The sequence below is a fragment of the Pseudomonas sp. 13B_2.1_Bac1 genome (genome assembly GCF_025466155.1).
Classification (GTDB): Bacteria; Pseudomonadota; Gammaproteobacteria; order Pseudomonadales; family Pseudomonadaceae; genus Aquipseudomonas; species Aquipseudomonas aylmerensis.
The window spans coordinates 1-26,767 of record NZ_JANLOH010000054.1; the positions used below are offsets into that span (position 1 = coordinate 1).

Consider the following 26,767-nt stretch of genomic DNA (forward strand, 5'->3'; position numbering starts at 1 on the left):
GAAAGCAGCCAGCCACAAGCAAGCGACACCGTCCCTACCCGCCGCGTTAGCAAAAAGCCCCTAAAGCACGATTCATTTAAGCCTAAACCCAATCGACAACACCAAACAGACACCCAAAACATTAGAATGCCGCCCTCCCCAACCACAAGGACGTAGGCAGCATGATAAAACAACGCTTCTCCCTAGCCCTCAGCCTCCTATGGCGCACCTACCTGGCGTATTTCATCTACTCCGTAGTATTCAGCCTGGCGCTGGGGTTCACGATTGGTGCTGAATTGCTTGCCAGCCGGGATTTTCTGCGGTTCGGACCGCCGTTCACGCTCGGTCTGTTTGCGCTGTTGATCGCCGTCCTGGAACTCGGAGGTCGCGTCAATGTGCTGCAGGCCGTGTTCGGTGCGCGGTTGAAGCGTACACAGGCTCACTGGCGGACCTATGTGCTTCAGTTGTCATTGCTACTGATTGCCCTGGCACTCTTGAATGCCCTGTTCGCACTCTTCGCTCCGTTTGAGGTTTGGGTCTACTACAAAGTCTATGGCGCCCCGTTGCTGTTTGCCGTTGGCATCTTTGTGATGGGTTGGGCGCAAACGCCGTCCACCGCTGAAACGATCGCGGCACACACAGAAGAGTCATCACCAACAAATGCTGCGCCTAAGTGGCCATAAGCTGAGGGGCTCTGAGCTTCAGGGCCTGACCCCGAATCCCTGCGCCTATTTTTGATACCTGCGCCTGGCCCGTTCTCCGCTACGCTTTTCCGCATTCACTTCCCCGGTGAGCGGGATAGTTGGCAGTGGAAACGAAAGAAACTTGATGTGATGCCTCAATCGAGAACGGCCTATGGACATTACGATTTGTCGCAAGCGTGGTTTTTTTGATAGCGCCCATGGGCGCCGTGTCCCCCTGCTGGTGCTCTTTAACGGCGCGGTTGTAGGCCGTGTTGCAACCGGTGAAGTCTTAGCGCTGACACTGGCGGATGTGGTCGGCACGTTGCAAGTCGGCCTCCTTGACGACAGGAAGCCGTCTCGCAGTGGGGATGTGCCTGAGGGCGTTTTCTCTGTCAGTCAGGGCATCAGTATTTCCCCGAGCCCACAGGTTCAGGCTTTTTCGGTAAAGACCCGCAGTTGGGTGTTCTTTGATGTTTTTGATTGGGTGTATTTTCGGCCACTGGGGCGCTGGGTGTTCGCGGTCCAGAAAGAAGCCACCTAGCGGGCCCTGAATCAGGCTCCGCTCGGGCTTCTCTGGCGCGACGCCCTCTCAGCCCCGCTTCGGCAGCTTCCAATTCGGTCGAATGAAGTGGCAGGTGTAGCCGTTGGGAATCCGCTCCAGGTAATCCTGATGCTCCGGCTCCGCCTCCCAAAACGGGCCTGCTGGCTCGATCTCTGTTACCACCCTTCCCGGCCACAGCTTCGACGCGTCTACATCCGCCGCCGTATCTTCCGCCACATCGCGCTGCTGCTCGCTCAGGTAATAAATCGCCGACCGATAGCTCGGGCCGAGGTCATTGCCCTGCCGGTTAGGCGTGCTCGGGTCGTGGATCTGGAAAAAGAATTCCAGGATCTGCCGGTAACTGATTACCGCCGGGTCAAACACGATTTCAATCGCTTCGGCATGGTTACCGTGGTTGCGGTAGGTGGCGTTCGGCACGTCGCCGCCGGTGTAGCCGACGCGTGTCTGCAGCACGCCGGGGTAGCGTCGCAACAGGTCTTGCATGCCCCAGAAGCAGCCGCCGGCAAGGATGGCGGTTTCGGTTGGGTTGGTCATGGTCTGTCCTTCCGCTCAATGGATACAGGGATAGTTATGGGGCTGGGTTGGCCAATAGCAAGTTGAACGGTGGATTGCCCGAATCAGCCCGCGCGCCTGACACTGACAGACAACCACTAATCCCGAAGCTTGCGCATTATCTGCAAGACCAACGGTTTCACATATTTCTCACCGGGGTCCGTTTCGGGCGGGTCGTCGCTGCGCCGCCACTCGCCCTGATCAAACGCCTGATACAGCGAAAACGCAGGCTGCGGCAGGTCACGGGACATGCCCACGTCAACGATGGCGTCGATGAGCCCGTTGAGCACGCCGTCGCAGAACGCATAGGTCAAAGTGCCCTGGAGATAGCGCTCGGCAAGGCTGATGGACAGGGCGTTCAGCAGCGCTTGCGGTGTCACGCCGAATTTCTCGCATGGGTCGGCCAGGTCATCCAGGGTCAAGCCGCTGGCTTCGGCTTGTGCCAAGAGCCTGTTGAGTTCGGTCTCCGGTAATACACCGCGGCGGCGAGGGGGTGTACGGGGCTCACTCATAAAATTTGCCGGCGAATAATATCGCCGCGCAGCGTTGCCACACATTGGGTGCCGTTGCTTGCGATTGGGCAAGCCCGGCGCTGGCCTCTGCCCATGCGGTTGCCGCCTCGAAAAACGCATCGACAGAGCGGTTTTCCCAACCTAGTGCGCCGGGCCCATAGGGCGATGAAGGCGAGGCCTTTTCGATCTCGCGCTCGTGGGCGAAATCGGTACCGAGCGCCTCGATAAAACGGATGAACGACGGTTCATCGCTGACGTGCGTCAACAACTCATGAAGGTCCACAGGGCTAGGCATAGGGTTCCAGGCTAGGTGTAACGAGTCGACGCATGCTGCCGCACGGCATCGTCAACGGTCAACTTCGGCGGTGTTGGCCGCTTTTTTGTGGCTAGCTGGGGATGCATTGCGGCAGGTTTCAGGTAATGATGCGCCACCCGAATCAAGGACGATAACAACAATGAAAACTGCACTGCGCGCCCTGTTCCTGCTGTGCCTGGCCACTCCCGCCGTGGCCGCCGAAAGCCCTGTGGGCTTGCGGACTGCCACCCTGGCGGACGCGAAAAACACTCGCCCACTCGAGCTGGTCGTGTGGTATCCCGCCAGCACCTCGGCCACACCTGAGCTGATCGCCGACAACGCGGTGTTCGTCGGCGCGCTCGCCGTCCCCGACGCGCCGCCCGCTGCCGGTGAGCATCCGCTGGTGGTGCTGTCCCACGGGTACGGTGGCAACTGGCTCAATCAGGTATGGCTGGCGAGTGCGTTGGCGCATCGGGGCTTCATCGTGGCGGCGGTCAACCACCCTGGCACCACCAGCAAAGACCGCAGCCCGCAGGCCGCCGCGCAGTTGTGGCAACGCCCGGCCGACCTGAGCCGTGCTATCGATGCGGTGCTGGCTCAACCGACGCAGTTTGGCGCGGTGGCAAAGACGCGGATTGCCGCTGTGGGCCATTCCCTCGGCGGCTGGACCGTGCTGGAAATCGCCGGCGCACGCTTCGACCCCGACCTGTTCAGCCGCGACTGCAGCGCACACCCCAAGCTCGGTGGTTGCATTGGCTACCAGCAGATGAACCCCGCCGGTACGCCTGCCGGCAAAGCCCAACTGGCGGCGGACTTGAGCGATACACGCGTCCGCGCCATTGTGTCCTTGGACCTGGGCCTGTCACGCGGTCTGACCGACGCCAGCCTGGCCGCGCTGCCGGTGCCGGCGCTGGTGATCGCGGGGGGCGTGCCGTCAGAGGATATGGATCCCAATCTGGAATCCGCCGCCATGGTCAAGCGCCTGCCCAGAGCATCGACGCAGTACGTGGAAATCGGCGACGCCACGCACTTCAGCTTCATGACGATCTGCAAGCCGGGCGGCATGGCGTTGATTGAAGAGGATTCACCGGGGGATGGCATGATTTGCCGCGACGGCGAGGGCGCGCGGCCTCGGGCACAGATTCAGCAGCAGGTGGTGGCGTTGATCAGTGAGTTTTTGGGACGTACAGCGCCCCAAAAAAGCCTCTGAAAAAAAATTGCATCAAATGCGCTGCATGTTTGATCCGAGCCTTTGCTGATAGCTGCCAAATGGCAGGTCGGCGATGAGGCAGGCCAAGCGTTTGGTGCGGGTGTGGAGGCTTATCGTGTCTTCCCTGTGGCGTTCAATAGTCGGGGATTCAGGGCCCGATTACTGGCGAAAGACACGGTGATTCAATGCACGGATCGGCGCTAAAAAGCGACCCAGGCAGCGGCTGGCGATTTTTAAACTGGTATCATCGCGGCCTGTATCCACCAGGTAAAAACCGATGAATCGCCAGAAAAAACTCCAGCAGCTCTTCAAGGCCAAGGCCAAGAAGGCCAGCGCCAAATTGGCGCCGAAAAGCAAGGACCGCTATATCAGCAAGGCGGATCGGGAAAAGCTGGCGGCCGAAGCGGCCCAGGAGCCCAGCCTTTCCCCCGAGGCGTGACTCAGCAACCGCTCAACGCCACCTGCGGCCGCTCGCCGGCAAAGAAAAACGGCCGCAGGCGCACGCCCACGCTATTGCCGATAAACGCCGCCACCAGCCACACCCAGCCATGCAGGCTGCCCGAGGCGATGCCGCTGAAGTACGCGCCGATGTTGCAGCCGTAGGCCAGGCGCGAGCCGTAGCCGAGCAGCAGGCCGCCGATCACTGCCGCGACCAGCGAGCGCGCCGGGATTTTCAGGCTGGGGGCAAAACGCCCGGCCAGGCCGGCAGCCAGCAGCGCACCGAGGACGATGCCGATGTCCATGACGCTGGTGATGTCTTCCCACACCGGGGCGGCCAGCGCCTTGGCGTTGCCCGGCATCTGCCAGAACGCCCAGCTGGCCACATCCACGCCCAACCCGCTTGCCACCTTGGCGCCCCACAGTGCGAACGCCGAGGTAATCCCCCACGGCCGCCCGGCCAGTGCCAGGGTCGCGTAGTTGAGCAGCGCCAGGCCAATCGCGCCCCACACCAATGGCCACGGCCCGCGCAGGAAACGGCGCAGGCCCTTGTGCTGGCTGGTTACACCGGCTTCGAGTTGGCCATGACGGCGTTTTTCCAAGCGCACGGTGACAGCTGCAATCAGGCCAAACACGGCCAGGCTGAGGATCAAGGCCGGCACCACGCCGAAGCTCTTGACGATGGACACGGCCGGGAACGCCGGCAGTGCAAACCACCAGTCGACATGGTGCGTGGCGATCAACGAGCCACAAATGAAGAAGAACAGCGTCACCAGCATGCGCGCATTCCCGCCGCCGACGGTGAACAGCGTGCCGGACGCACACCCGCCGCCCAACTGCATGCCGATGCCGAAAATAAACGCACCGAACACCACGGAAACGCCCGCCGGCGCTACCAGCCCGACCACCGGCTGCCCGAACAACGTGCCCGCCCCCAGCGCCGGGAAGAACAGCAGCACCGCCACCGCAAGCATCACCATTTGCGCACGCAGGCCGGCGCCCCGCCGATCATTGATGAACACCCGCCAGGCCGAGGTGAAACCAAAGGCGGCGTGGTAGAGGGTCAGGCCCAGCGCCGCGCCGACCACCAGCAACAGCACCTGGCGCGAGCCCACGCTGTTTTGCAGGAACAGGGCGCCCAGCACCAGGATGATAAACGCCACCAACGGCGCAACAGGCGTGCGCGCGGGGGCGAGAGGAAGAGAACTGCTCATGGGGTATCTCGGTGTGAAGGGGTTGAATGCGAGGGGGACGAGTATAAACCCAGGGCACGCGGGGGGCGCGTTGTGCCTGACAGACTTTTTTGTGAGGAGCGATCGTCTTCTGTGGTGAGCAGGCTTGTTGTGGGGAGTGATCATCTTCTGTGGTGAGCAGGCTTGTTGTGATGAGTGCTCATCTTTTGTGGTGAGTGGTCATCCCTTGTGGTGAGCGGGCCTGCCCCGGTACAAACCGGGGACATCGTTTACATTTCTAACGGGGGACATGGTTTACAGGCTAATACGCATGATCAGGAGGTAACTGATCATGCCCTGGAACCAAGAGTCCCCAGCCGACCTTCTGTGGCAAGCGATCATCCTTTGTGGTGAGCGGGCTTGCCCCGCGTTGGGCTGCGCAGCAGCCCCAATCCAGCAGAATGCGGTGTGTCAGTTACTACTCAGGGGATGGCTTTGGGGCCGCTACGCAGCCCAACGCGGGGCAAGCCCGCTCACCACAGGAAGCTTGCTCGCCACAACGAATCCATTCGCCATAAAGACACTGCTACCGGCCCACGCTCCAGGCGTACACACGGGACACATCGGATTATCAAGGTGGCCGTGCTGTGCCTGCCCGACTTCCAGTCCCCAGCCCACTTTTTGTAGCGAACGATCCCCCCTTGTGGTGAGCGGGCTTGTCCCGCGTTGGGCTGCGCAGCAGCCCCAATCCAGCAGAATGCGGTGTGCCAGGTGCTACTCAGGGGATGGCTTTGGGGCCGCTACGCAGCCCAACGCGGGGCAAGCCCGCTCACCACAGGAAGCTCGCTCGCCACAACAAATCCATTCCCCACAGAGAAACTGCTCGCCCTCCCCCACCCCACATGAAAAAAATTTAATACAGCTAAACTGTACAGTTTTCCTGTACCCATGCTACGGTTTCAGCATGACTAAACCACCCTCCACCCCCTCATCGCATTCCGCCGCCACCCTGGCCGCCGAGCTGCGTATCTCCCTGGGCAAGCTGATCCGCCGCCTGCGCGAGCAAACCCATCCTGATGATTTCACCACCGCGCAAAAGTCCGTACTGCTGCGCCTGGACCGCGATGGACCGAGCACTGTTTCTGCCCTCGCCCGCGCCGAAAGCGTCAAGCCGCAGTCGATGCGCATCACCGTGGCCGGGCTGGAAGTGATGCAGGCCGTGAGCGGCAAGCCGGACCCAAGCGACGGCCGGCAGACGCTGATCAGTCTCACGCCGAGCTTTCGCAAGCACCTGAGCGAAAACCGCGCGGCCAAAGACGATTGGCTGCTGCGCGCGCTGCAGGAACAACTGTCGCCCCAGGAACAAGACGAACTCGCCGCCGCGGTGAAACTGCTGGAGCGCCTCGCCGACTTTTGACTCTCCCCTACCCGCTTGAGGAAATAGCATGGCTGTCACCTCGCTGGATGCAACAACCGCACTGATCATCGTGGACCTGCAACACGGCATCATCGGCTATCCCTTCATGCACCCGATCGGCGAGGTGGTGCAGCGCTCGCGCGCACTGCTCGATGCCTTCCGCGCGCGCGATTTGCCGGTGGTGCTGGTCAACGTCACAGGCTTTGCGCCGGGACGCACCGAGCGACCACGGCGCAGCGATGCCTTACCGCCCGACTGGGCCGAGCTGATCCCCGAACTCAACCCACAACCCACTGACCTGCGAGTGACCAAACGCAGCTGGGGCGCGTTCGCCAACACCGACCTCGAGGCCCGGCTCAAGGCCCTCGGCGTCACGCAGGTGGTGGTCACCGGCGTGGCCACCGGCACCGGGGTCGAAGCCACCGCGCGCCAGGCCTATGAGTTGGGTTTCAACGTGACGCTCGCCATCGATGCAATGACCGATGCCAACCCCGAGGCCCACGCCTACAGCCTCCAGCACGTGTTCCCGCGCCTGGGCGAGTCGGGCACCACGCAGGCCATCATTGATCTGCTCGACACCCGGGGGAACGAATAACGCCATGAGTTTCCTCGGCACCTTCCGCTCCCTGCGCAGCCCCAACTACCGCATCTGGGCCGCCGGTGCGCTGGTCTCCAACATCGGCACCTGGATGCAGCGCACCGCCCAGGACTGGCTGGTGCTCACCCAGCTCACCCCGCACAACGCCGCCGCTGTCGGCATCGTCATGTCGCTGCAATTCGGACCGCAATTATTGTTGCTGCCATGGACCGGGTTCGCCGCCGACCACTACGACCAGCGCAAGCTGCTGATCGTCACCCAGGCGGTGATGGGCCTGCTAGCGCTGACGCTGGGGGTGTTCACCATCACCGGGTTTGTCGAGCTGTGGCACGTGTACGTGTTTGCGTTCCTGTCCGGCTGCGCCTCGGCGTTCGATGCGCCCGTGCGGCAGATTTTCGTCGCGGAGCTGGTGGGCGAGAAGGACTTATCCAACGCCATCGCGCTTAATTCCACCTCGTTCAATATGGCACGCATGATCGGCCCGGCGGTGGCCGGCCTGACCATCGCATCGGTGGGCACCGGCTGGGCGTTCCTGCTCAATGGCAGCAGTTTTTTTGCGGTGCTGGCCTCGCTGTTCTTCCTGCGGGTGTCGGGGCAGAACGCCAAGGTGCGGGCCTTGCGCACCAAAGGCAGCCTCACCGAGGGCCTGCGCTATGTGTGGGCGCGGCCGGACTTGAAGGCGATCCTGCTGATGCTGTTTCTGATCGGCACCTTCGGCATGAATTTCCCGATTTTCATCTCGACCATGGCCGTGACCGCGTTTCACACCGATGCACGCGGCTACGGCCTGCTGACCTCGACCCTGGCCATCGGCACCATCGCCGGCGCACTGCTGGCCGCCGGTCGTGAAAGGCCGCAGTTCAAGTCCCTGCTCAATGGCGCCGCGATCTTCGGCGTGGGCTGCACCCTGGCGGCCCTGGCGCCGAACTACTGGTTATTCGCGGTCGCGCTGGTGATCATCGGCGTGGGGGCGATGACCTTCAGCAACACCACCAACAGCCTGATGCAACTCACCACCGAACCGGCGATGCGCGGCCGCGTGATCGCCCTGCGCGTCGGAGTGGCCCTGGGCGGCACGCCCATCGGCGCGCCCATCGTCGGCTGGGTCGCCGACCACCTGGGGCCGCGCTGGGCGCTGGTGGTCGGCGCGGTGTCAGGCATCCTGGCGGTGGGGGTGGCGGTCTACACGATCAAGCGCCAGCTGGATCGGCCCGCGTCGATTACGTCCGCCCCACCGAGCCCGACACCGGGAGATTCCCCAACAACTTGAGCCCGGTGCTCTTCACGAACGTGTCGTAGTCCATCGGTTTCTGGATGCGGGTTTCGGCGTTGGGCAACACGTAGGCCCAGGCACGCTGGCTGGAAGCGTCGTACACCAGCTTGAACAGGCGCGTCGGCACCCACACCCGGTTGTCGCCGATGGTGCCGTAGCCTGAATCGAACAGCGGCCCGGTGAACACATACACATCGCCGCCGGCGCGCTTGGCGAATTTGCGCACGTCGGCTTCGACCTTGCTCCAGATCTTGCGGTTGTTGGTCGGGTCCTGCGGGACCATGTTCGACAGCGCGAAGGATTGCGCCATGGCGTGCGCGTTCGGCGCGTCGGCGGCTGGCGCCTGATGGCCACGGTCAACGGCCGGGTGCTGGCTGCGGTAGTCGCTCAACTCCGCACGGCCACCCTTGGGAATACGCGGGTCGGGGTAGAACTGGTTGGTGCGTTCCTCGCCCTTGGCCTCCTGCAATTGCGCGGCGTTGAGGCGCTCGACCACCACCAGCGGGGTCTTGCTGGTTTGCGAGTACAGCACTGCAAAGGTGTCCGAACACAGCGCCAGCGGTTTCATTGCCGCCGGGACAGTCGCCGTGTTGATCGGATTTTTCGCCGGGAAAAGTTCTGCGCAACCATCAAACGAGGCGCGTTGTTCCGAAGGCGTGTAGGGGTTTGCGGGGGTGCGGGCATCAACGGTGGTGGAGAACAAAAACAGGGCAGACAGCCCGATTGCAATATTGCGTAGGTGCATGGGTAAATCTTCGAAAGGGAATAAAGCGGCAGGCTCCGGCGCGCGGAGCCAAGTGGATGATATTTCGAGGATTATGGACTAGCTAAAGTCAGATTAGTGCCCGACAGCCGCAGGTTTACCCGCTCCCCGCGCCCCCGGTTTGAAGGCATGGGTACGGGCCGCCCAAGTCAGCACCAACGCCACCCCGATCAACCCCAGCATCGCCCACGGAAACGCCGCCACGCCCCAGCTCTCCAGCAACACACCCCCGACCACGCCGCTGCCGGCAATCGCGCTGTTCCAAGCCACCACGTTGAGTGACAGCGCCACGTCCGCGCCATCTCCCGCCGCATCGGCCAGGGCGGTCTGCAGCAAGGTCGCGGCGCCGCCGAAGCTCAGGCCCCAGACTGCCACGCCGAGGTAGATCACCGCCGGCAGATTGCCCAGCAGGCCGAACACCACGCTCACGCCGGCAAACAGCAGCAGGCTCGCCAGCACCGTGTTGCGCAGCAGCGGCTCGACCAGCCGGGCGGTGATCCAGATACCGGCCAACGCGGCGATGCCGAACACCAGCAACACCAGGTCCACGCGTTCGGCCAGGCCGGCCGGCGCCACGAACGGGGCGATGTAGGTGTAGAGGATGTTGTGAGCGAGCATCCAACTGATCACCACCGCCAGCACCGGCCGCACGCCCGGCGTGGTCAGCACCTTGCCCAGCGACACGCGTTGATGCGCGGGCTGGGGCGCGAAGTCCGGGACTTTCACCAGCACCCAGGCAATCAGCACCAGGCTCACGCCGGACATCAGGCCGAACGTGGTGCGCCAGCCCACCAGGCCGCCGAGCCAGGTGCCCAGCGGCACACCCAGCGACAGCGCAATCGGTGTGCCGACCATCGCCAGTGCGAGTGCCTTGCCCTGTTGGTGCGGCGCGACCATGCGCCGGGCGTAACCGGCCAGCAGGCTCCAGGCCAGCCCCGCCGCGACACCGGCGAAGAAGCGCGCCACCAGCGTCACGCCATAGTGCGACGACCACGCGGTGATGGAGTTGAACAGCAGGAAGCCGACGATGGTCAGCAGCAACACATTGCGCCGGCGCCAGCCACGGGTGGCGATGGTCATGGGGATCACCGCCAGCACCGAGCCCAGCGCGTAGGCGGTGACCATTTGCCCGGCCATCGACGGTGAAATCGCCAGGCCGTCGCTGATCAGCGGCAACAGGCCGGCAGGCAGGGTTTCGGTGACGATGCAGACGAAGCCGGTCATGGCCAGCGCGAGCAAGGCGCCGATGGGCAAACGTTCGGACGAGGCCGATAGGGTCAGTGAGGGCGTCACGGGATACTCCTTGGGCAAGACTTAGATACTGATCGATATAAATGTTGCGGGCAGTGGCGACGCGTTGTCAACGACTTATGTATCGACTAGTATTTATCTCATTCCCCACCGGAGACCCGACATGGCACAAATGGGCCGCCCCCGCACTTTCGACCGTGAACAGGCTGTGGAACAGGCGTTGCACCTGTTCTGGCAGCACGGCTACGACGCCACGTCTTTGGCCCAGCTCAAGGCGGGGTTGGGTGGCGGGATCTCCGCGCCGAGTTTCTATGCGGCGTTTGGCTCCAAGGAAGCACTGTTCGATGAGTGCGTGCAGCGCTACCTGGCGACCTACGCCCAGGTCACCGAATGCCTGTGGGACGAAACCCTGTTGCCGCGCAAGGCGGTGGAGACCGCGCTGCGCCAGTCGGTGCGCATGCAGTGTGAAGACGGGCACCCCAAGGGCTGCATGGTCGCGTTGGGCGTGATGAGCGCGCCGAGCCCGGAGAATGCACGCGTGGCCGATGCATTGACCCAGTCGCGGCTGCGCACGCGGGCGGGGATCGTCGCGTGTGTGGAGCGGGCGATGCGGCTCGGCCAGTTGCCGCAGCACACTCAGCCGGCGGTGATGGCGAGCGTGTTTGACAGTTTCCTGCAGGGGGTGTCGATCTTGGCGCGGGACAACGTGCCCCATGCGACCCTCGACGCGGCGATCAGCCAGCTCATGCTGGGCTGGGATGTCGCCGCCTCTATCGCGCCGCCTTTGCATCCCGGTGCTGCATCAGAAAATCCACAAACGCGCGCACCCGGTGCGGCACATAGCGCCCATGGGGATACAGCAGGGTAAACGGCCGCGAACGGCCACCATACGCCTGCAGCACTTGCGCCAGGCTGCCGTCCGCCAATTCCTGCTCGACGATGAACTTGTAGGTCTGGAACAACCCCGCACCATGCTTGGCCAAAGTCACGCCGCCGAGGACATCGTCGGAACAGCTGTACCCCGCCTCCCCCGCGAACTCCTGCGCCTTGCCGTCCACCTGGAACAACCACGGGATGCGGCGCCCATTGCTCGGCAGTTCGTACTGGATGCATTCGTGGGTAGGCAAATCCTCCAGCGTCTGTGGGGTACCGGCGCGTTGCAGGTAGGACGGCGCGGCCACCACCACCAGTTCGGCATCTTCCAGCAGGCGTGCGATCAACGATGAATCGGGTTGCGCGCGTACGCGCACGGCCAGGTCATAGCCCTCGGCGACGAAGTCGATATTGCGGTTGCTGATGTGGATATCCACCGTGACCTGCGGGTACAGCGCGCGAAACTTCGGCAGCAGCGGCAGCAGGCGATGATGGCCGTAGGTGGTCGGAATGCTGATGCGCAGCAGGCCGGAGGGCACGGACTGCGCGCCCATCACTTCCTGTTGGGCTTCCACCAGTTGGGTCAGGGCTTGGCGGCATTGTTCGAAAAACGTCCGGCCGCTGTCCGTCAGGCGAATGCTGCGGGTGGTGCGCACAAACAGCCGCGAGCCCAGGCGTTCTTCCAGGCGCGAGACGCTGCGGCTCACGGCAGCCGGGGTGACGCCGGCGACCTGCGCGGCGGCGGTGAAACTGCTGGCTTCGGCTGCCAGGCAAAACAGCTCGATACTGCCCAGCTGCAAATCTTCGAAATGACGCTTCATGAGGGAGGCTTCTGACTCAACGGCAGCGAGTAGCGGTTTGATGGATGACATGCCCTGTTTATCAGCAGTGCCAAGATAAATACAGCGTTCGGCACCGGCCACGCTTGCTTTCGCTGATGGCACACCGCTAATCTTGCGAATAATTCTTATCCGCAGACGTATCTTTCCATGTCGGCCAGCAACCTTCCCTTGAATCAGGCGGTCCATGCGCTCTACGCCGAGCACCATGGCTGGCTGTTCGGCTGGCTGCGCAAAAAGCTCGGTTGCCCGCAAAACGCTGCGGATCTTTCTCACGATACGTTTCTGCGCATCCTCGCGTCCCGCGATGCCCTCGGCGCAATGCGCGAACCGCGTGCGTTTCTGACCACCACCGCGCGCCACCTGATCATCGACCGCGCACGCCGGCGCCAGCTGGAAGACGCCTACCTGCGCGAGCTGGCCCTGACCATCGAGATGATGGAGCAGTGCCAGCAGTCGCCGGAAGAGATCCTCGTCACCCTGGAAGCGCTGGAACAGATCGCCTTTGTGCTCGACGGCCTGGCGCTGAATGCGCGGCAGGCGTTCCTGCTGTACTTCCTCGAAGGCCTGCGCCAAAGCGAGATCGCCAGCCGCCTGGGGATTTCCGAACGCATGGTGCGCAAGCACCTGATGAATGCGCTGATGCACTGCAACCACGCGCTGGACATATGAGCACCGACCTCGACCAGCAGGCCGCGAACTGGGTGATCCGTCTCAATGAGGGCAACCTCAGCGAGCGCGAGCAGCAGCAGTTCGAACGTTGGCAAGCGGCCGATCCACGCCACGCGGCGGCTTTCGAGCGCCTGCAGGGGTTTGTCGGGCGCTTGCAGGCGTTGCGCCCGCAACAGGCCCCGGTGCAAGCCGCGCTGGAAGCCGCCCGCGTGCGCCGGCGCAACCCGGCCGGGCGCGTGCTGCTGGGGTTGCTGGTGGCATTGCCGATGGCCCTGGCGTTGCGCGCGTACCCGCCGAGCTACTGGCTGGCCGACCAGCGCACGGCGCCGACGCAATGGCAGAAGGTCGCCCTGGAAGATGGCTCGCAACTGACCTTGAGCGGCAACAGCGCCGTGGACCTGACCTTCAACGGCCAGCAGCGCCAGGTGCGCTTGCTGCGCGGCGAAATCCTGGTGCAAGTCGCCCACGATGCGACGCGCCCCTTTACGGTGGTGACCGACGACGGCCAGATGCGCGCCCTCGGCACACGTTTTACGGTCAAGCGCGAGGCGCCGGGCACCTTGCTGAGCATGCTTGAATCGACCGTCGCGGCCACCGACGCCGCCCAGCACCAGGCCGTGCACGTCAGCGCCGGCCAACAGGCGCGCATTACCCCGGATGCCGTGAAGGTGCTGGGCAAGATCGACCCGCGCGCCACCGACGATGCCTGGAAACACCATCAATTGGTGGTGCAGGACCGGCCCCTGCCGGAGGTGCTCGACGAACTGGCGCGCCAATACGGCGGCCATGTGCAGTTTGATCGCCAGCAGTTGGCCGACCTGCGCGTATCTGCCGTATTGCCGCTGGATAACCCGCGCCGTGCGCTGCAATTGATTGCCGATGGCCTGCCGGTGCGCATCCGCGCGTTCAGCCCGTTGTGGCTGCAGATCGAACGCTACGAAAAATAGTTTCGCGTGCCGGGTTCCGCTTTTCAGGGTTGCCCCGTCAAGGAAGAAAGCACCTCAATAACAGGAATTTCTTCCATGCCGCGCCACTTCAAGCGTTCTCCGTTGCCCCTCGCCCTGGCAATCAACCTGGCCAGCCTTGCTGCGCTGAGCCTGGGCCTCTGCAGCCCGGTGGCGGCACAAGAGGCGGCGCGGTATGCGATCGCTGCCGGCCCCCTCGGCCCGGCGCTCAACCTGTTCGCGCAACAGGCGCATGTGGCGCTGCTGTTCGACAGCCAGACCGTCGCCGGCCTGACGACTGCCGGCCTGCACGGTGACTTCGCAATTGCCCAGGGGTTCGCCCAACTGCTGCGCGGCAGCGGTTTGCAGGCCGTGCAGGGAGCAAACGGCTATGTGCTGGTGCCGATCAACACCAGCGGTTCGCTGGAACTGGGCCCCACTGCGATCACGGGCCTGACCGAAGAAAGCAGCACCGAACACGTCAAGGGTTACGTGGCCACGCGCAACCTCAGTGCCACTAAGACCGACACGCCGATCATCGAAACCCCGCAATCGCTGTCAGTGGTCACCAGCGACGAGATCCGTGACCGCCAATCGGAAACTCTCTCGCAAACTCTCGACCTGACGCCGGGTTTCACCAGCCAGCCGACCAGTTTCAACCGCACCTCGGACCGCTTCCGCATTCGCGGCTTCGACGTCGAATCTGCCACCGGCGGTTCCCTGCGCGACGGGCTGCGCCTGCAGAACAACTCCTACGACGGCGTGCAGGAGCCCTATGGCCTGGAACGCGCCGAGGTGATTCGCGGCGCGGCGTCGGTGTTGTATGGGCAACTGTCGCCGGGCGGCCTGATCAATACCGTGAGCAAGCGTCCCAGCCAGACGCCCTACCACGAGGTCAACCTGCAAGCCGGGCAGAACAACCGCAAGCAACTGTCCGCCGACTTCACCGGCCCGCTGGGCGACAGCGACACCCTGAGTTACCGCCTGACCCTGCTCGACCGCAAGAGTGACACCGCCGCCGACCACATCAACAACGACAAGGTCTACGTCGCCCCCGCCCTGACCTGGCGGCCGGATGACGACACCTCGCTGACCCTGCTGTCGTTCTACCAGAAGACCGAGACCGGCTTCTCCGCGCCGCTGCCCTATCAACTGACCAAGGGCGTCGGCAGCGGCAAATTCCAGATCGGCCGCCACGACTTTATCGGCGAGCCCGACTACGACGAAATGAACGGCGAGATGTCGGCGCTGGGCTATGAGTTCGAACACCGCTTCGATGAGCACACACGCATCAGCAACAAGCTGCGCTACTACCAGTCGGATGTGACGTGGCGCTACCTGCAGGTCAACATCGGCGGCCAGAACATCACCAACGCGCAAAACACCGGCATTCTGCAGCGCCAATACAGCGACCGCCGTGAACGCTCGCGGGGCCTGGCCAGCGACACTAATATCGAGAGCAAGTGGCAGTTCGGAGACTGGCAGCACACCTTCCTGCTGGGCTTTGATGGCTACGACACCAGCTACGACTCGCACAATTTCCGCGGCGCCGCCCAGCCGTTGAACCTGGCCACCTACCAGTATGGGCAGCCGGTGGTGGTGAATCGCAACCCGGCCACCGACCGTGGTTCGCAGATCGACACGTTGCAAAAGGGCATCTACTTCCAGGACCAGATCAAGTTCGATGAACGCTGGATCCTGCTGCTCGGCGGCCGTCATGACTGGGCTGACCAGGATACCGAACTGTTCCGCAATTCGGCCAAGAGCAGCCAGAGCGATGAAGCCACCACCTGGCGCGCGGGGCTGGTGTACAAGGCCGACAATGGCCTGGCGCCCTACATCAGCTACAGCGAATCCTTCTTCCCGGTAGCCGGCACCAACAAGGCCGGCGAAAGCTTTGTGCCCACCGAAGGCAAGCAGTATGAAATCGGTATCCGCTACCAACCCGAAGGCAGCGCGACCCTGCTGAGTGCGGCGGTGTACCAGCTGGAGCAGAAAAACGTCCTGAGCCAGGACCGCACCGATATCAACTTTTCGGTACAAGTCGGCGAAGTGCGCTCGCGTGGTTTCGAACTGGAAGCCAAGACCGAGGTCACTCCCGACCTCAGCCTGATTGCCTCCTACGCCTACATCGACGCGCGCATCACCAAAAGCGATATCGCCCGCGAAATCGGCCAACGCAGCGAAGACACGCCCTACCACCAGGCGGCCCTGTGGGCCGACTATCGCCTGGCGGCGCTGGGTATCCCGCAACTGCGCATCGGCGGCGGCGCCCGCTACAAAGGCACCACCCAGGCCTCCGGCGTGCCTTCCTCCATGCCCGCCTACACCCTGTACGACGCCCGCGCCAGCTACGAAATCGACCCGCACTGGGAAGTCGCACTCAACGCCAACAACGTCACCAACAAACGCTACACCTACTGCGAGTTCGCAATTTGCCGGTACGGCGACGAGCGCCAACTGGTCAGCTCGCTGACGTATCGCTGGTAACAGCGCGCCGCCGAGCAAAATGGGGAGGCGGACTGGTTGTGGTGAGCAGGCCTGCTTTGTAGCGAGCAGGTTTGTTTTGTGGCGAGCAGGTTTGTTTTGTGGCGAGCGGGCTTGCCCCGCGTTGGGCTGCGCAGCAGCCCCAATAAGACCACTGCGGTCTCTCAGGTAAATCCGGTACTCAGGTTTTAGGGGGGCTTCGCCCCCCAACGCGGGGCAAGCCCGCTCACCACAAAGGAAGTGTGCTCATCACAATAGGCTCGGCCTCATCCCGCGATTCAGCCCAGCTCTGTCAACCACGCCTCACTCAACCCATGAGGCTCGCCCTCGAACAAAATCTCCCACAGCCTGTGTGCTTGTTTATGGCAGCAGCAATTTTTTGTGGCGAGCGGGCTTGCCCCGCGTTGGGCTGCGCAGCGGCCCCAATAAGACCGCTGCGGTCTTTCAGGTAAATCCGGTACTCAGGTTTTAGGGGGGCTTCGCCCCCCAACGCGGGGCAAGCCCGCTCACCACAAAGGAAGTGTGCTCATCACAATAAGCTCGGCCTCATCCCGCGATTCAGCCCAGTTCTGCCAACCACGCCTCACTTAACCCATGAGGCTCGCCCTCAAACAAAATCTCCCACGGCCTGTGTGCTTGTTTATGGCAGCAGCAATTTTTTGTGGCGAGCGGGCTTGCCCCGCGTTGGGCTGCGCAGCGGCCCCAATAAGACCGCTGCGGTCTTTCAGGTAGATCCGGTACTCAGGTTTTAGGGGGGCAAGCCCCCCAACGCGGGGCAAGCCCGCTCACCACAAAAAGCCCGCTTGCCACAATAGGCTCGGTCTCATGCCGCGATTCAGCCCAGCTCTGCCAACAACGCCTCACTCACCCCATAGGGCTCGCCCTCGAACAAAATCTCCCACGGCCTGTGTGCTTGTTTATGGCAGCAGCAATTTTTTGTGGCGAGCGGGCTTGCCCCGCGTTGGGCTGCGCAGCAGCCCCAGTAAGACCGCTGCGGTCTCTCAGGTAGATCCGGTACTCAGGTTTTAGGGGGGCTTCGCCCCCCAACGCGGGGCAAGCCCGCTCACCACAAAGGAAGTGTGCTCATCACAATAAGCTCGGCCTCATCCCGCGATTCAACCCAGTTCTGCCAACCACGCCTCACTCAACCCATGAGGCTCGCCCTCAAACAAAATCTCCCACGGCCTGCGTGCTTGTTTATGGCAGCAGCAATTTTTTGTGGCGAGCGGGCTTGCCCCGCGTTGGGCTGCGCAGCAGCCCCAATAAGACCGCTGCGGTCTTTCAGGTAAATCGGGTTCTCAGGTTTTATGGGCCACAAAAAAGCCCGCTTGCCACAATAAGCTCGGCCTCATCCCGCGATTCAACCCAGCTCTGCCAACAGTGCCTCACTCAACGCATGAGGCTCGCCCTTGAACAGAATCTCCAGCGGCGCGCTGGTGTCCAGGTGCCGATACAGTGCGCTGCGCTCGGCAAAGTCGCCCGCCAGGCGCACAGCGGCCGCTATGTACTCTTCATGGGTCTGTGCAATGCACCACGGCGCCAGGCCGACTCGGCGAAACAGCCCCTCGTCGATATGCTCGAACACTTGCGGGCCGGTCTTGCAGACGCCCGGCAGGCCGACGGTCAGCGCGTCGATGATGCCGTTGGTGTTACCGAACGGAAACGGGCTGAGGAACAGGTCGCAGCGGTTCAACGTGGCCATGTAATCGGCATAGGGCTGATGCGGGTACACCGTGGCATCGCCGACATACCGCTCGATCAGCCGCACCAGTTGCGGGAACAGCAGCCCTTGCGCCTGCCCTACCAGAAAGTGAAAACGCACGCGCTTGCCGCAGGTGTGCAACGTGCGCACGGCAATCGCTTCGCACGCGCGCAGGAAGGTCGGGTTGAGTTTCATGGTGGTGGCGGCGATGGCGACGTTGACCCAAGGCGCATCCTCGCGCGCCAGCCGTGGCAACTGCACCGGGATCGCCGAGGGCCGATACGGTTGCCCGTTCGCCGGCAGTTGCAGCAGGCGTTCGGTAAAGCACGCGGGATCGCCGACAAAATCCGCTTCGACGCTGATCAGGTCGATATGCCGCGACGCCGTGGTCGCCGGGTGCCCGAGGGCGGCCACCTGCAGCGGCGCGAAGCGCAGGTTGCTGGCGAACAGGGTGATCTGGAACATGCCGACACTGGGCATGTAGAACACCTCGGGCCGACGTGCACGGGCGATGGCCGAGATCTGCTGCAGGCAGGCAAACAGGTCATCCGGCTCCGACAGCTCGATAAACTCATCGAACACTGCCCGTCCGAGTTCATCCACGTTCGCCGCATACCCCAGCGCCACCACGTGGAAATCCCGCCGCGCCGCCTGCAACGTCAGCGAGTGCGTGCGGTAGATCGAATGCCCGCCGGAGAACCATTCGAGCAGCACCAGCATCAGCGGTTTGTCACGCACCGGCGCGGCGGCCGGGGGCACGCTGGTGATGCCCACGCTGGCGAGCTTGCGTTCGATCAGCGTATTGATCGAGGCCTTGATGCGATGGCGCTCGGGCAAGTCGGCGTAGCTGCAGTGCATGTACACGTCGTGCAGTACGTTGAGCGGCAGCGTGTCCAGGCTGTCCAGTTGCTCCAGGCGCCCCGGCAGCCAGGCCAGCAAGGCCTCGCGCTTGGAGTGCGCGGCCGGGGTGCCGAGAAAGCGCGGCGACAGCAGCGCCATGCACAGCGCCGCCGCCAGCGTCGGGTTCTGCGCCCACAGCAGGTCCACGTCCAGCGGCAACTGGGATTCCGGCGAATACAACAGGCAGAACTTCACCAGGTCCTGCTCGGCCAGCCGGTAGTCGCCACCGTCAGGCCCCAGCAGGTTCAGCGCGCGCAGGATGTGATCCGCGTTGATAAAAGCACTCGCGGCAAACAGCGAGGAGAGCCAGCGTTGCAGGTTGATCAACTGGCCAAAGCCCCCCGGGCTCAGGCTGAAACCGGGGTCGGAAAACAGTGCGGTGATCGCGCAGGTAATGCGCGTCAGCACGTGACTTTCCAGCTCGCCAGGACTGATTGCCGGCGACACGCTGAGGGAAAACTGCTCGGACAATTTGCCGTAGTTGCGGTCGATCAGTTGCAGCAAACGCACCAGTTCACGCGCGCCGCCTTCATGGTCCCGGGTGTAGCACAGGTATTCGAAGCCCTCCAGGGAGAACAGCGACTCGGTCATAGCGGTCGCTCCACGTCGATCTGCACCTCATCGGCGTCCCGGCTGCGAGCGGTGAGCGGCTGGCTCCAGGCGCCGCCGACCATCTGGCTCTGATGGTATTGGCGCGTCGGTTCGGTACGGGTCTCCAGCAGGTTGTTGTGGATCAAGCCGCCGCGACTGGTCAGCACCGCGCCGTTGCCGGTGGCGGTGATCGACGCGGTGCCGTTGCCTTGGTTGAGGTAGTTGCCTGACGGCGTATCGAGGTCCAGGCGCAGGGTGCCGTCCACCACTTGCAGGGTGTTGGTGCCGTTGTCGAAGCTCAAGGCGGCGCCACTGGCACTGCGCGCGGTGACGGTGAGGTTGCCGCTGCCGCCGGTCATCACGTTGTTGAAGCCGCGCGCGTTGGTGGCGTTGAACGACAGCCCCGGCCCCGCCCCTTGTGCGGTGCCTTGCAGGCGAATATCGCCGCTGCTGGAAAGCACATTGACCCCATTGCCCACACCCGAGGCGCCACTGCGAATGCTCAGGCCCGGTGCGCTGGAGGCCGGTCCCGAGGTGCCGCTCAAGGTCAGGTCGCCGTCCTGGGTGGTCAGGTTGATCACCGAGCCGGTGCCGGTGGAGTTGACCACCGTGCCGGAGTCACCGGCACTGCGGCCCTCGATGAAGATATCGCCACCCGCGCCCGCGTTCAGCGTCACCACGCCGGTGGTCGAAGCCGCGAGGAACACACCTCGGCCCGAATCCGCCGCGCCCTGCACCGTCAGGGTGCCACTGCCGACGCTCAGGGTTTGCGTCGACGTTGCCGCCGTCGAGCACACCAGCACGCCGCTGCCCGACACGGCGCTGCCACGCAGGGTGAGGTTGCCGCTGCCGGTGGTGGCGATGGTGTTGCTGGTGCTGAAGATGCGCGTGCCATTGCCGCTGCCGAGGTTGCTGCTGTCGATGTTGATGTTGCCGACACCCGAGGTCTGGAGTGTGCTGCCGCCGGTGAGCACGAAGGCATCGCCGGTGCCGGTGGTGCTGGCCTGCAGCGCAGTGATACTGATATTGCCGCCACCCGCATCCAGGGTGCTGCGGCTGATATTGATCGCGGTCGCCGTGGAGCCTGCGGCCAGGCTCGACGAGGTGGCGCCGCGCAAGGTGATGTCGCCGCCGCTGGTGCTGATGCGCGTGCCGTTGGTCAAGGAAATACCCACGCCATTGCTGACGTTGGTACTGGCCCAGGACGTCGCCGGGTCGACCGCGCCACTGATAGTGAGGTTGCCGCCGTTGGTGCTGATGCTCGCGTTGCTCAGGGCCACCGAGCCGTTGCCGCTGTTGTTGAAGTTGGACACCAGCGACACATTCAGGGTCTTGCCGGTGCCATTGCTGATGCTGGTGTTGGTCATCACGATATTGCGATGGGCCTGCAGGGTCAGCGTCGCGTTGCCCACGCCCTTGACGTTGGACAGCACGTTGATGTCCCCCGAGGTGCCGGCGCCCGATGAGGTGGTCACCAGGATATTCGCGCCCTCGGACAACGACGCATTGAGCGTCGCCGAACTCAGGTTGGAACTGGCGCCGGCATTCGGCGTGAACGGAGAGCTGGTCGACGTGCCGCTGCTGGCGCCGCTGGTGATGTTGATGTTGAACGGGTCGATCAGCCACGTACCGCCCTGCCCCGACACCGCACTCAGGTCGACGATGCCGGCGATGTCCAGCGCGTGCCCGGAGGTTTCCACCAGCCCGCCACGGCCCTGGCTGCCGGCGCCGCGCACGCTGATGTCGCCGTAAAATTGAGTGTTGTCCTTGGACCACAGGATGACTTTGCCACCGTCGCCGCTGCTCAAGGCATTCGCACTGATGCGCGCGTCACTGCCCATGAAGGTGCTGTCGGCCTGGTGCAGGTTGCCGCTGCCCTGGTAATCGCCGCCCATCAACACCGTGCCGCCGCCGAGGTCGCCGTCAGCATCGATGCGGCCGCTGTCGAACAGGCCGACATACTGCCCGGTCATGGTCACGTTGCCGCCGCGCTCACCCACCTGCTTGCCCGAGACATCGAGCACGCCGCCGTTGACCACCACGCCACTGTCGCCGCCATCGAGAATGATCCTGCCGTTGCGCTGTTGCAGGCTGCGCGCCTCGATCACGCCCTGGTTGTTCACCACATTGCTGAGCATGGCCTGGGAGTCGCGGGCGGTCATGGTCACCGCACCGCCGTTGGCGCTGAGCAGCCCGCGATTGATCACGCTGGCGCCGATGGCCGGGTCGTTGACCTCGACATTGATCAAGCCGTCGCCGGTGAAATCCAGGGTGATTTTTTCACCGCCGCCGAGCACCACCGAGCCCAGCCGCGCAACCACCGTGCCTTCGTTGCGCACCTGGCTGCCGAGCAGCGCCACACTGCCGCCGTCCCGCGCGTGGATAGTGCCCTGGTTGACCACCGCGCCACCGCCCTGGCCGGCAAACACGTGCTTGCCGGCCATGAAATCGCTGTTGGAAATATTCAGCGAACTGGCGACCAGCCCACCGACATCCACCATGGAGCCGGCGCCAAACAGCACGCCCTGGGGGTTGATCAAGAACACCTGGCCGTTGGCATTCAGGTGGCCGAGGATCTGCGAGCCGTCGCTGCCGGTCACCCGGTTGAGCGCCACTGACGACGCGCCAGGCTGGAGGAAATTGACCTGGGCGTTCTTGCCGATATTGAACGTGTCCCACGTGGCGATCAGGCGGTCGCTGCCCTGGTTCACCGTGAGGACATTGCCGTTGCTGGTGATGGTGCCGCTGCCCGCGACCACCTGGCCGTTGGTGGGCAAGGCATTGTTGTCCAGGGCCAGCGCAGGCATCGGCACCAGGCCGTACAAGGCGCAGAGCACGGCAAAACTCAGGGGCTTGAGTACAGGCAGTGCGGTGTGACGGTGTTGTTTGCTCATGGCCTGCTCCTCAGAACGAATAGTTGATGCCAGTGCCGATGGCGCTGATGGTGGTGCCCACGCCCGGCGAGTAACCGCTGGCCGCGTAGACCCCGGTCAAGGCGAAGTTGTAGTTGGCCAGGGAGTTGTTTTTCAGCAGCACGTACTGGCTGAACACATCGATGTTCTTGGTCAGCTTGTAGTTGGCGCCGATGGCGTACTGGGTGGCGCCCATGCCATGGGTGTCGCAGTCGACGGCGGTGGCGCGGATCATTTCGCACTTGCCGGCCAGCGCCTTGCCGTAGCTGGCCTTCAGGCGCCACGCGCCAATCTTGTGCGACACGCCGAGCAAGTAGGCACGACGGCGGTACTCGGAGAGGTCGCTTGTGGTGGTGCTGTTATTGATCACGCCGTCCTCGGAGTACGACAGGTCATCGGCAATCGCCGACACCGTGGTGTTGCCGAAGGTATAGGCCAGGCCGTAGCGGAAGCTGAAGTCATCCGAGGAGGTACCGTCGGTGACATGCGTGCTGCTGCCCACGCCCCGCGCGTTACGGCTCAGGTTGGTGATGCCGAAGTAGTTGATGTGCCGTTCGGCCGCCACCACGGCGGTAAAGCCCCGATAGTTCCAGACCAGGCTGCTGCCGTAGATGTAGCCCTTGTCGACGTCGCTGGCGGCGCTCATGCCGTTGTTCGAGTAGGCCAGCTTGAGCTGCAGGCCGTTCCACTCCGGCGTCCAGTACTGCACCACGCCGGCCTGGCGCCGGTTGAACGCGGCGTCGCCATTCACCGAGGTATCGTTGTAGCTTTGCGGGCCGTTGACGTTGGTGGACAAGCCGGCGCTGAAGCCCGGCGAGCCGATGATGTTGAAGTACGCGGCGCTGGTCTTGCCGTTGAACGGGTCGAGGCTGGTGGTGGCTTCTTTCATCGGCATGTCCCACACGCCGTAGAGCAAGGTGCCGTAGTCGCCGTTATTGAAGGCCGCGCCGGTGTTGCGCAACTTGGTGCTGGGCGACGCGGATTTCACCACCGAATCATCGTTGCTCTCGGTGTAGTTCATCGAGATGCCGTATTCGAGTTGCCACAGCAGCTTCCAGTCTTCACTCAGGCCATAGCCACCGTGCACACCGATGGCCGACACGTTGTCGCGGGCGCGCCAGAAGCTGGCCATGTTGCGCCCGTTGGGCGTGGCCAGGCGGCTTTGGTCGTTCGGACCGGCCGAGGTCGCGCCACGCCGGTCGACGTATTCGGGGACGATGCCGATGCTGCCGTAGAACACCGTGTCGGTCTCGGCCACCTCGAAGTCTTCGCCCTTGGAGCCGATGTCGCTGGCCAAGCCGGCGAACGCCTGCGGCGAACCGGAGATCGAGAACCACAGGCGCTTGGCCGCGCGGTCGTCGCTGGTGGGGTCTTCACCCGGCGAAAACGCCAGGCTGGCGTTCATCACCAGGTCGCGGTGATAGAGGTTCAGGCCCACGCCATAGCCGTAGCGCGTGAGGGTATTTTCGCTGTTGTCCCACGGGTTCTTGTTGACCGTGACCTTGCCCGCATCGGCAAACAGCGTGCCCTCGGCAATCGCCCCGGACACACGCCCCAGGTACTTGCGCAGCTCCAGGCGGCCCAGCAACCCTTCGTCGCCAGCCACTTCTCCGACCGGATACGCGCGCACGCCGTTGGGGCCACCGAGGCTGAGTTTTTCCGAAGAATCGAGGTTCTTGTCGGCCCACTGGCCGGTCAACGAACCGAACAGCGAGTAGCCGTTGCCCAGGTACTGCAGGCGGCTGAAATTCGCATTGGCCTTCTTGTAGCGTCCGGCAGCATTGGCGGTGAGCGCATCCAGCGCGGCGTCGGCAGGGGTGTTTTTATCCAGGTCGCCAATGCCATACGCCAGGCTCCAGGCATTGTTGCCCTGCCAGTCATCGCGCCAGTTGCCGTACAGCGTGGCGCTGCGAAACACCGCGGATTTGTTCACGGTAAAACCGCCGGCCGAGTCTTCGAAACGCCGGTGATCCTCGGCCAGGTTGAAGCTGATGTTGCTGTCGCGCGAGCGCAGCAGCGCGCTGTTGATAAACACCGAGGACACCTCGGCGGTGCCGTCCGCGTCCAGGCCCTTGAGGTTCTTGCCGATGCTGTATTCCAGCTCGGCGTAGTTGGCGCCCACCGAAATCCCAGTGGCACCGAGCGGCTGCTGGTAGCCGACGCCCTTGATGTCCAGGCCTTCGAAGGAGTTCTGCGAGGTGACGGTAAAACTGTCGCCAATCCCCAGTGCATCGTTGAGGCTGACGCTCGACGTGAGGCGGTTTGTGCCGGTGTAGTAGTTGCCGTAGTTGTCGATGGCGGCGCGGGCGGTCCAGGCGGTCATTTCGCTGAGCTTGAGCACGATGTCGGCCGCGCCCGGCTGTTGCGAGGGGCGCAGGATGGCGTGCACCGACACTCCGGTGATGTCGGACAGGCGCAGCAGCACGCGCTCCAGGTCCTGCTCGCGGATGATCGTGCCGGTCGGCAATGCGTTGACGAACTGCTGCTGCACACCGGGGCGCAGGCGCACATTCGCGTCCGGCAAGGCGCTGACCTGGCCGATCACCCCTTCGGAAACGCCCACGATGACCTGGCCGTCCTGGATGTCCTGGGCCGGCAGATACGCCCGCGCCACCAGGTAACCCCGCGCCCGATACAGCGCGGTGACTTGCGCCGCGGCTTCGCGCAGGCCGTCGAGGCCGAGGGTCTTGCCCACATAGGGTTGCAGCACGGCCTGCAACTGGGCATCGCTGAGTTCACGATTGCCGTTCACCACGAAGCGCTTGACCTGCAGCTGCAAGGTCGAGGCGCTGGCTGCAGGCGCCGGCTCATCGCGCTGGCTTTCGATGTGCACACTGCCGGGCGCTGCCGGCTGCGCGTTATCCGTGGGACGCAGCACCGAGCGGCTGTTATCGAACAGGGTGCCGGACGATGGCAGCGTATCGGCCTGGGCATGGGCGGCGATCAGGGCAGCGGCCAGCAGCGACAACGCGCCAGGCCCCCAGGCGCGGGGCGCCCGGGTATACGGGAGAGGTTGGCTCATACAATGCTCTTATTGTTTTTATCGAGACGCGGCGTCAGGCAGCAGCGTTGAACTCAGGGAAACAGCATCCGCGCGACGGCTTTGTCACCCAGCAGGCGTGCCGCGTTGTGGCCGATCCCCGGGATCGTGTGCTGGGGGTGGCGCAAGGGAATCTGCCATTGGCTGGCCAGGAACTGCTCGTAGCTCACGTAGTTCAACTGGCGATCCAGCCGTGTCGCGCCCTGGTAGCTGGCCCCGCAGGAACTGTCCAGCACACGGCTGGTGGGGTTGTTGTCCTGGGCGCCGACCAGATAGGTGATGTCGCGCGCGGCATAGCGGGCAAACACCTGGCGGCTGGTCAGGTGCTGCTTGAGCAGGTACGCCGGCGCGCCGTCGAGGCCATAGCGGTAGCGGCTGTAGCTGGGGCACATGATGGTCACGACCGGCTTGAACGCGCCGTCCTGCAGGCGACTGTCTTCGAAATACACGTAGCTCGACGGGCTGGCGACCACGTAGCGAATGCTCAGGCCATGGGCCTTGAGGCCGCCGTCGAGGTCATTCATCACCGCGTAGCGCTGCATCAACTGTGCGCCCGCCGAGTGGCTGACCATTACGATTTCCTTGAGCGCAGGATAACGCTGGCGATCGGACAAATAGGCGACCAGATCGTCCAGCACCTGGAATGCCGGGATGCCCTTGTGGCCGTACTGCGATTCGATGCCGTGCATCCACTTGTCGCGTGGCCACAGCGGCATGTCATCGCTGATGCCCGAGTCGGTCGGTGTGAGGAAATTCGGCGCCAGCAGCAGCGTGCTGGTGTTCTGCAGGCGCGCATTGCCGAGCAGCTTGCGGCCGGTCTTGAAGTACTCGTCGCCGTCACGCTGCACGCCATGCAGGATCACCACGGCGCGTTCGATGGAACTGGGCGGGTTGTACAGGTCGGCGTTGGCGTAGACCAGGAACGGGTAGGCATTGCCGTCATGGCCCAGGCGCAGCACCTGGCGCGCATCGGCCTCGGGCTTGTCGACGCTTTCGGTGTGCACATCGACCTTGGCGCAGCTGGTCAGCGTGCCCATCAGGGCCAGGGTGCCCAGCAGGGTGGTAAAGGGTTTCATGGAGGTGGACAGGCGTATGAACATGA

22 protein-coding genes are annotated in these 26,767 nt (G+C 63.7%); 11 read left to right on the top strand and 11 right to left on the bottom strand.

All coding sequences use genetic code 11. From position 1 onward, the window contains the following. The first annotated feature begins 161 nt into the window (after nt 1-161). On the top strand, nt 162-662 hold the full coding sequence (locus NTD80_RS13610; protein ID WP_262134016.1) for a septation protein IspZ: 501 nt from the start codon (nt 162-164) through the stop codon (nt 660-662). 172 nt (nt 663-834) lie between these two features. Next, nucleotides 835-1,203: a hypothetical protein gene (locus tag NTD80_RS13615; protein WP_065904384.1), complete on the top strand. Its 369-nt coding sequence runs from the start codon at nt 835-837 to the stop codon at nt 1,201-1,203. 48 nt (nt 1,204-1,251) lie between these two features. Here NTD80_RS13615 and msrA read toward each other — a convergent pair whose 3' ends face one another. The 3 genes from msrA to NTD80_RS13630 form a co-directional block, all read right to left on the bottom strand. Further along, entirely contained in the window at nt 1,252-1,758 is a 507-nt protein-coding gene (gene msrA, locus NTD80_RS13620) for a peptide-methionine (S)-S-oxide reductase MsrA (protein WP_262134017.1), read from the bottom strand. Nucleotides 1,759-1,874: 116 nt separating this feature from the next. Then, nucleotides 1,875-2,288, bottom strand: a complete 414-nt coding sequence (locus NTD80_RS13625; protein WP_162946118.1) for a hypothetical protein — start codon at nt 2,286-2,288, stop codon at nt 1,875-1,877. Further along, a complete protein-coding gene (locus tag NTD80_RS13630) occupies nt 2,281-2,556 on the bottom strand; it encodes a hypothetical protein (protein ID WP_262134018.1) in 276 nt (91 codons plus the stop codon). Before NTD80_RS13630 ends, NTD80_RS13625 begins: the two co-directional genes overlap by 8 nt. Nucleotides 2,557-2,743: 187 nt before the next feature. Here NTD80_RS13630 and NTD80_RS13635 point away from each other — a divergent pair, with 187 nt between their 5' ends. Beyond that, complete coding sequence (locus NTD80_RS13635; RefSeq protein ID WP_262134019.1) at nt 2,744-3,793, top strand: alpha/beta hydrolase family protein; 1,050 nt, start codon at nt 2,744-2,746, stop codon at nt 3,791-3,793. A 277-nt stretch (nt 3,794-4,070) separates the two neighbouring features. Next, complete coding sequence (locus NTD80_RS13640; RefSeq protein ID WP_065904377.1) at nt 4,071-4,232, top strand: DUF2986 domain-containing protein; 162 nt, start codon at nt 4,071-4,073, stop codon at nt 4,230-4,232. A 1-nt stretch (nt 4,233) separates the two neighbouring features. Here NTD80_RS13640 and NTD80_RS13645 read toward each other — a convergent pair whose 3' ends face one another. Continuing rightward, complete coding sequence (locus NTD80_RS13645; RefSeq protein WP_262134020.1) at nt 4,234-5,445, bottom strand: YeeE/YedE family protein; 1,212 nt, start codon at nt 5,443-5,445, stop codon at nt 4,234-4,236. Nucleotides 5,446-6,367: 922 nt separating this feature from the next. Between NTD80_RS13645 and NTD80_RS13650 the strand changes: the two genes are divergently transcribed. Genes NTD80_RS13650 through NTD80_RS13660 form a run of 3 tightly spaced genes read left to right on the top strand, consistent with a single transcriptional unit; the run spans nt 6,368 to nt 8,688 of the window. Next, a complete protein-coding gene (locus tag NTD80_RS13650; RefSeq protein ID WP_262134021.1) occupies nt 6,368-6,820 on the top strand; it encodes a MarR family winged helix-turn-helix transcriptional regulator in 453 nt (150 codons plus the stop codon). A gap of 28 nt (nt 6,821-6,848) precedes the next feature. Then, nucleotides 6,849-7,415, top strand: a complete 567-nt coding sequence (locus NTD80_RS13655) for an isochorismatase family protein (RefSeq protein WP_262134022.1) — start codon at nt 6,849-6,851, stop codon at nt 7,413-7,415. A gap of 4 nt (nt 7,416-7,419) precedes the next feature. After that, nucleotides 7,420-8,688, top strand: coding sequence for an MFS transporter (locus tag NTD80_RS13660; RefSeq protein ID WP_262134023.1), 1,269 nt, complete (start codon nt 7,420-7,422; stop codon nt 8,686-8,688). Here NTD80_RS13660 and NTD80_RS13665 read toward each other — a convergent pair. Together NTD80_RS13665 and NTD80_RS13670 are read right to left on the bottom strand one after the other, a co-directional pair. Continuing rightward, complete coding sequence (locus NTD80_RS13665) at nt 8,639-9,436, bottom strand: DNA/RNA non-specific endonuclease (protein WP_262134024.1); 798 nt, start codon at nt 9,434-9,436, stop codon at nt 8,639-8,641. The genes NTD80_RS13660 and NTD80_RS13665 overlap by 50 nt on opposite strands. Nucleotides 9,437-9,529: 93 nt before the next feature. After that, nucleotides 9,530-10,747: an MFS transporter gene (locus tag NTD80_RS13670; protein ID WP_262134025.1), complete on the bottom strand. Its 1,218-nt coding sequence runs from the start codon at nt 10,745-10,747 to the stop codon at nt 9,530-9,532. Between the two features lie 121 nt (nt 10,748-10,868). Here NTD80_RS13670 and NTD80_RS13675 point away from each other — a divergent pair, with 121 nt between their 5' ends. Continuing rightward, nucleotides 10,869-11,573 (top strand): TetR/AcrR family transcriptional regulator, encoded by a 705-nt coding sequence (locus NTD80_RS13675; protein ID WP_201145568.1) that lies wholly within the window; start codon nt 10,869-10,871, stop codon nt 11,571-11,573. Here the strand turns inward: NTD80_RS13675 and NTD80_RS13680 are convergent. Continuing rightward, nucleotides 11,476-12,399, bottom strand: coding sequence for a LysR family transcriptional regulator (locus NTD80_RS13680; protein WP_262134026.1), 924 nt, complete (start codon nt 12,397-12,399; stop codon nt 11,476-11,478). The genes NTD80_RS13675 and NTD80_RS13680 overlap by 98 nt on opposite strands. A gap of 168 nt (nt 12,400-12,567) precedes the next feature. Between NTD80_RS13680 and NTD80_RS13685 the strand changes: the two genes are divergently transcribed. The 3 genes from NTD80_RS13685 (at nt 12,568) to NTD80_RS13695 (ending at nt 16,523) form a co-directional block, all read left to right on the top strand. Beyond that, entirely contained in the window at nt 12,568-13,089 is a 522-nt protein-coding gene (locus tag NTD80_RS13685) for a sigma-70 family RNA polymerase sigma factor (RefSeq protein ID WP_120449255.1), read from the top strand. Then, on the top strand, nt 13,086-14,036 hold the full coding sequence (locus NTD80_RS13690) for a FecR family protein (protein WP_262134027.1): 951 nt from the start codon (nt 13,086-13,088) through the stop codon (nt 14,034-14,036). The genes NTD80_RS13685 and NTD80_RS13690 overlap by 4 nt, the downstream gene beginning before the upstream one ends. Nucleotides 14,037-14,111: 75 nt before the next feature. Further along, the gene (locus tag NTD80_RS13695; protein WP_201145572.1) at nt 14,112-16,523 is read left to right on the top strand and encodes a TonB-dependent siderophore receptor; all 2,412 of its coding nucleotides are present in this window, start codon (nt 14,112-14,114) and stop codon (nt 16,521-16,523) included. Nucleotides 16,524-17,880: 1,357 nt separating this feature from the next. On the opposite strand, the gene NTD80_RS13700 is transcribed toward NTD80_RS13695, so the two are convergent. From NTD80_RS13700 to NTD80_RS13715, 4 genes are read right to left on the bottom strand one after another with little or no spacing between them, the layout of a single operon-like run. Further along, the gene (locus tag NTD80_RS13700) at nt 17,881-19,713 is read right to left on the bottom strand and encodes a peptide transporter (protein WP_262134028.1); all 1,833 of its coding nucleotides are present in this window, start codon (nt 19,711-19,713) and stop codon (nt 17,881-17,883) included. Further along, nucleotides 19,710-22,607, bottom strand: a complete 2,898-nt coding sequence (locus NTD80_RS13705; RefSeq protein WP_262134029.1) for a filamentous hemagglutinin N-terminal domain-containing protein — start codon at nt 22,605-22,607, stop codon at nt 19,710-19,712. The genes NTD80_RS13700 and NTD80_RS13705 overlap by 4 nt, the downstream gene beginning before the upstream one ends. A 10-nt stretch (nt 22,608-22,617) precedes the next feature. After that, a complete protein-coding gene (locus tag NTD80_RS13710; RefSeq protein ID WP_262134030.1) occupies nt 22,618-25,647 on the bottom strand; it encodes a porin in 3,030 nt (1,009 codons plus the stop codon). Between the two features lie 53 nt (nt 25,648-25,700). Beyond that, nucleotides 25,701-26,765, bottom strand: coding sequence for a hypothetical protein (locus NTD80_RS13715; protein ID WP_262134031.1), 1,065 nt, complete (start codon nt 26,763-26,765; stop codon nt 25,701-25,703). Between the last annotated feature and the right edge of the window lie 2 nt (nt 26,766-26,767).

Excerpts from the sequence above, each read along its gene's own strand:
- NTD80_RS13640 (WP_065904377.1), top strand. The coding sequence starts at position 4,071 with ATGAATCGCCAGAAAAAACTCCAGCAGCTCTTCAAGGCCAAGGCCAAG.
- NTD80_RS13650 (WP_262134021.1), top strand. The coding sequence starts at position 6,368 with ATGACTAAACCACCCTCCACCCCCTCATCGCATTCCGCCGCCACCCTG.
- NTD80_RS13700 (WP_262134028.1), bottom strand. The coding sequence starts at position 19,713 with ATGACCGAGTCGCTGTTCTCCCTGGAGGGCTTCGAATACCTGTGCTAC.
- NTD80_RS13610 (WP_262134016.1), top strand. The coding sequence starts at position 162 with ATGATAAAACAACGCTTCTCCCTAGCCCTCAGCCTCCTATGGCGCACC.
- NTD80_RS13665 (WP_262134024.1), bottom strand. The coding sequence starts at position 9,436 with ATGCACCTACGCAATATTGCAATCGGGCTGTCTGCCCTGTTTTTGTTC.
- NTD80_RS13685 (WP_120449255.1), top strand. The coding sequence starts at position 12,568 with ATGTCGGCCAGCAACCTTCCCTTGAATCAGGCGGTCCATGCGCTCTAC.
- NTD80_RS13635 (WP_262134019.1), top strand. The coding sequence starts at position 2,744 with ATGAAAACTGCACTGCGCGCCCTGTTCCTGCTGTGCCTGGCCACTCCC.
- NTD80_RS13715 (WP_262134031.1), bottom strand. The coding sequence starts at position 26,765 with ATGTTCATACGCCTGTCCACCTCCATGAAACCCTTTACCACCCTGCTG.
- NTD80_RS13690 (WP_262134027.1), top strand. The coding sequence starts at position 13,086 with ATGAGCACCGACCTCGACCAGCAGGCCGCGAACTGGGTGATCCGTCTC.
- msrA (WP_262134017.1), bottom strand. The coding sequence starts at position 1,758 with ATGACCAACCCAACCGAAACCGCCATCCTTGCCGGCGGCTGCTTCTGG.
- NTD80_RS13695 (WP_201145572.1), top strand. The coding sequence starts at position 14,112 with ATGCCGCGCCACTTCAAGCGTTCTCCGTTGCCCCTCGCCCTGGCAATC.
- NTD80_RS13705 (WP_262134029.1), bottom strand. The coding sequence starts at position 22,607 with ATGAGCAAACAACACCGTCACACCGCACTGCCTGTACTCAAGCCCCTG.
- NTD80_RS13625 (WP_162946118.1), bottom strand. The coding sequence starts at position 2,288 with ATGAGTGAGCCCCGTACACCCCCTCGCCGCCGCGGTGTATTACCGGAG.
- NTD80_RS13710 (WP_262134030.1), bottom strand. The coding sequence starts at position 25,647 with ATGAGCCAACCTCTCCCGTATACCCGGGCGCCCCGCGCCTGGGGGCCT.
- NTD80_RS13660 (WP_262134023.1), top strand. The coding sequence starts at position 7,420 with ATGAGTTTCCTCGGCACCTTCCGCTCCCTGCGCAGCCCCAACTACCGC.
- NTD80_RS13675 (WP_201145568.1), top strand. The coding sequence starts at position 10,869 with ATGGCACAAATGGGCCGCCCCCGCACTTTCGACCGTGAACAGGCTGTG.
- NTD80_RS13615 (WP_065904384.1), top strand. The coding sequence starts at position 835 with ATGGACATTACGATTTGTCGCAAGCGTGGTTTTTTTGATAGCGCCCAT.
- NTD80_RS13680 (WP_262134026.1), bottom strand. The coding sequence starts at position 12,399 with ATGAAGCGTCATTTCGAAGATTTGCAGCTGGGCAGTATCGAGCTGTTT.
- NTD80_RS13655 (WP_262134022.1), top strand. The coding sequence starts at position 6,849 with ATGGCTGTCACCTCGCTGGATGCAACAACCGCACTGATCATCGTGGAC.
- NTD80_RS13645 (WP_262134020.1), bottom strand. The coding sequence starts at position 5,445 with ATGAGCAGTTCTCTTCCTCTCGCCCCCGCGCGCACGCCTGTTGCGCCG.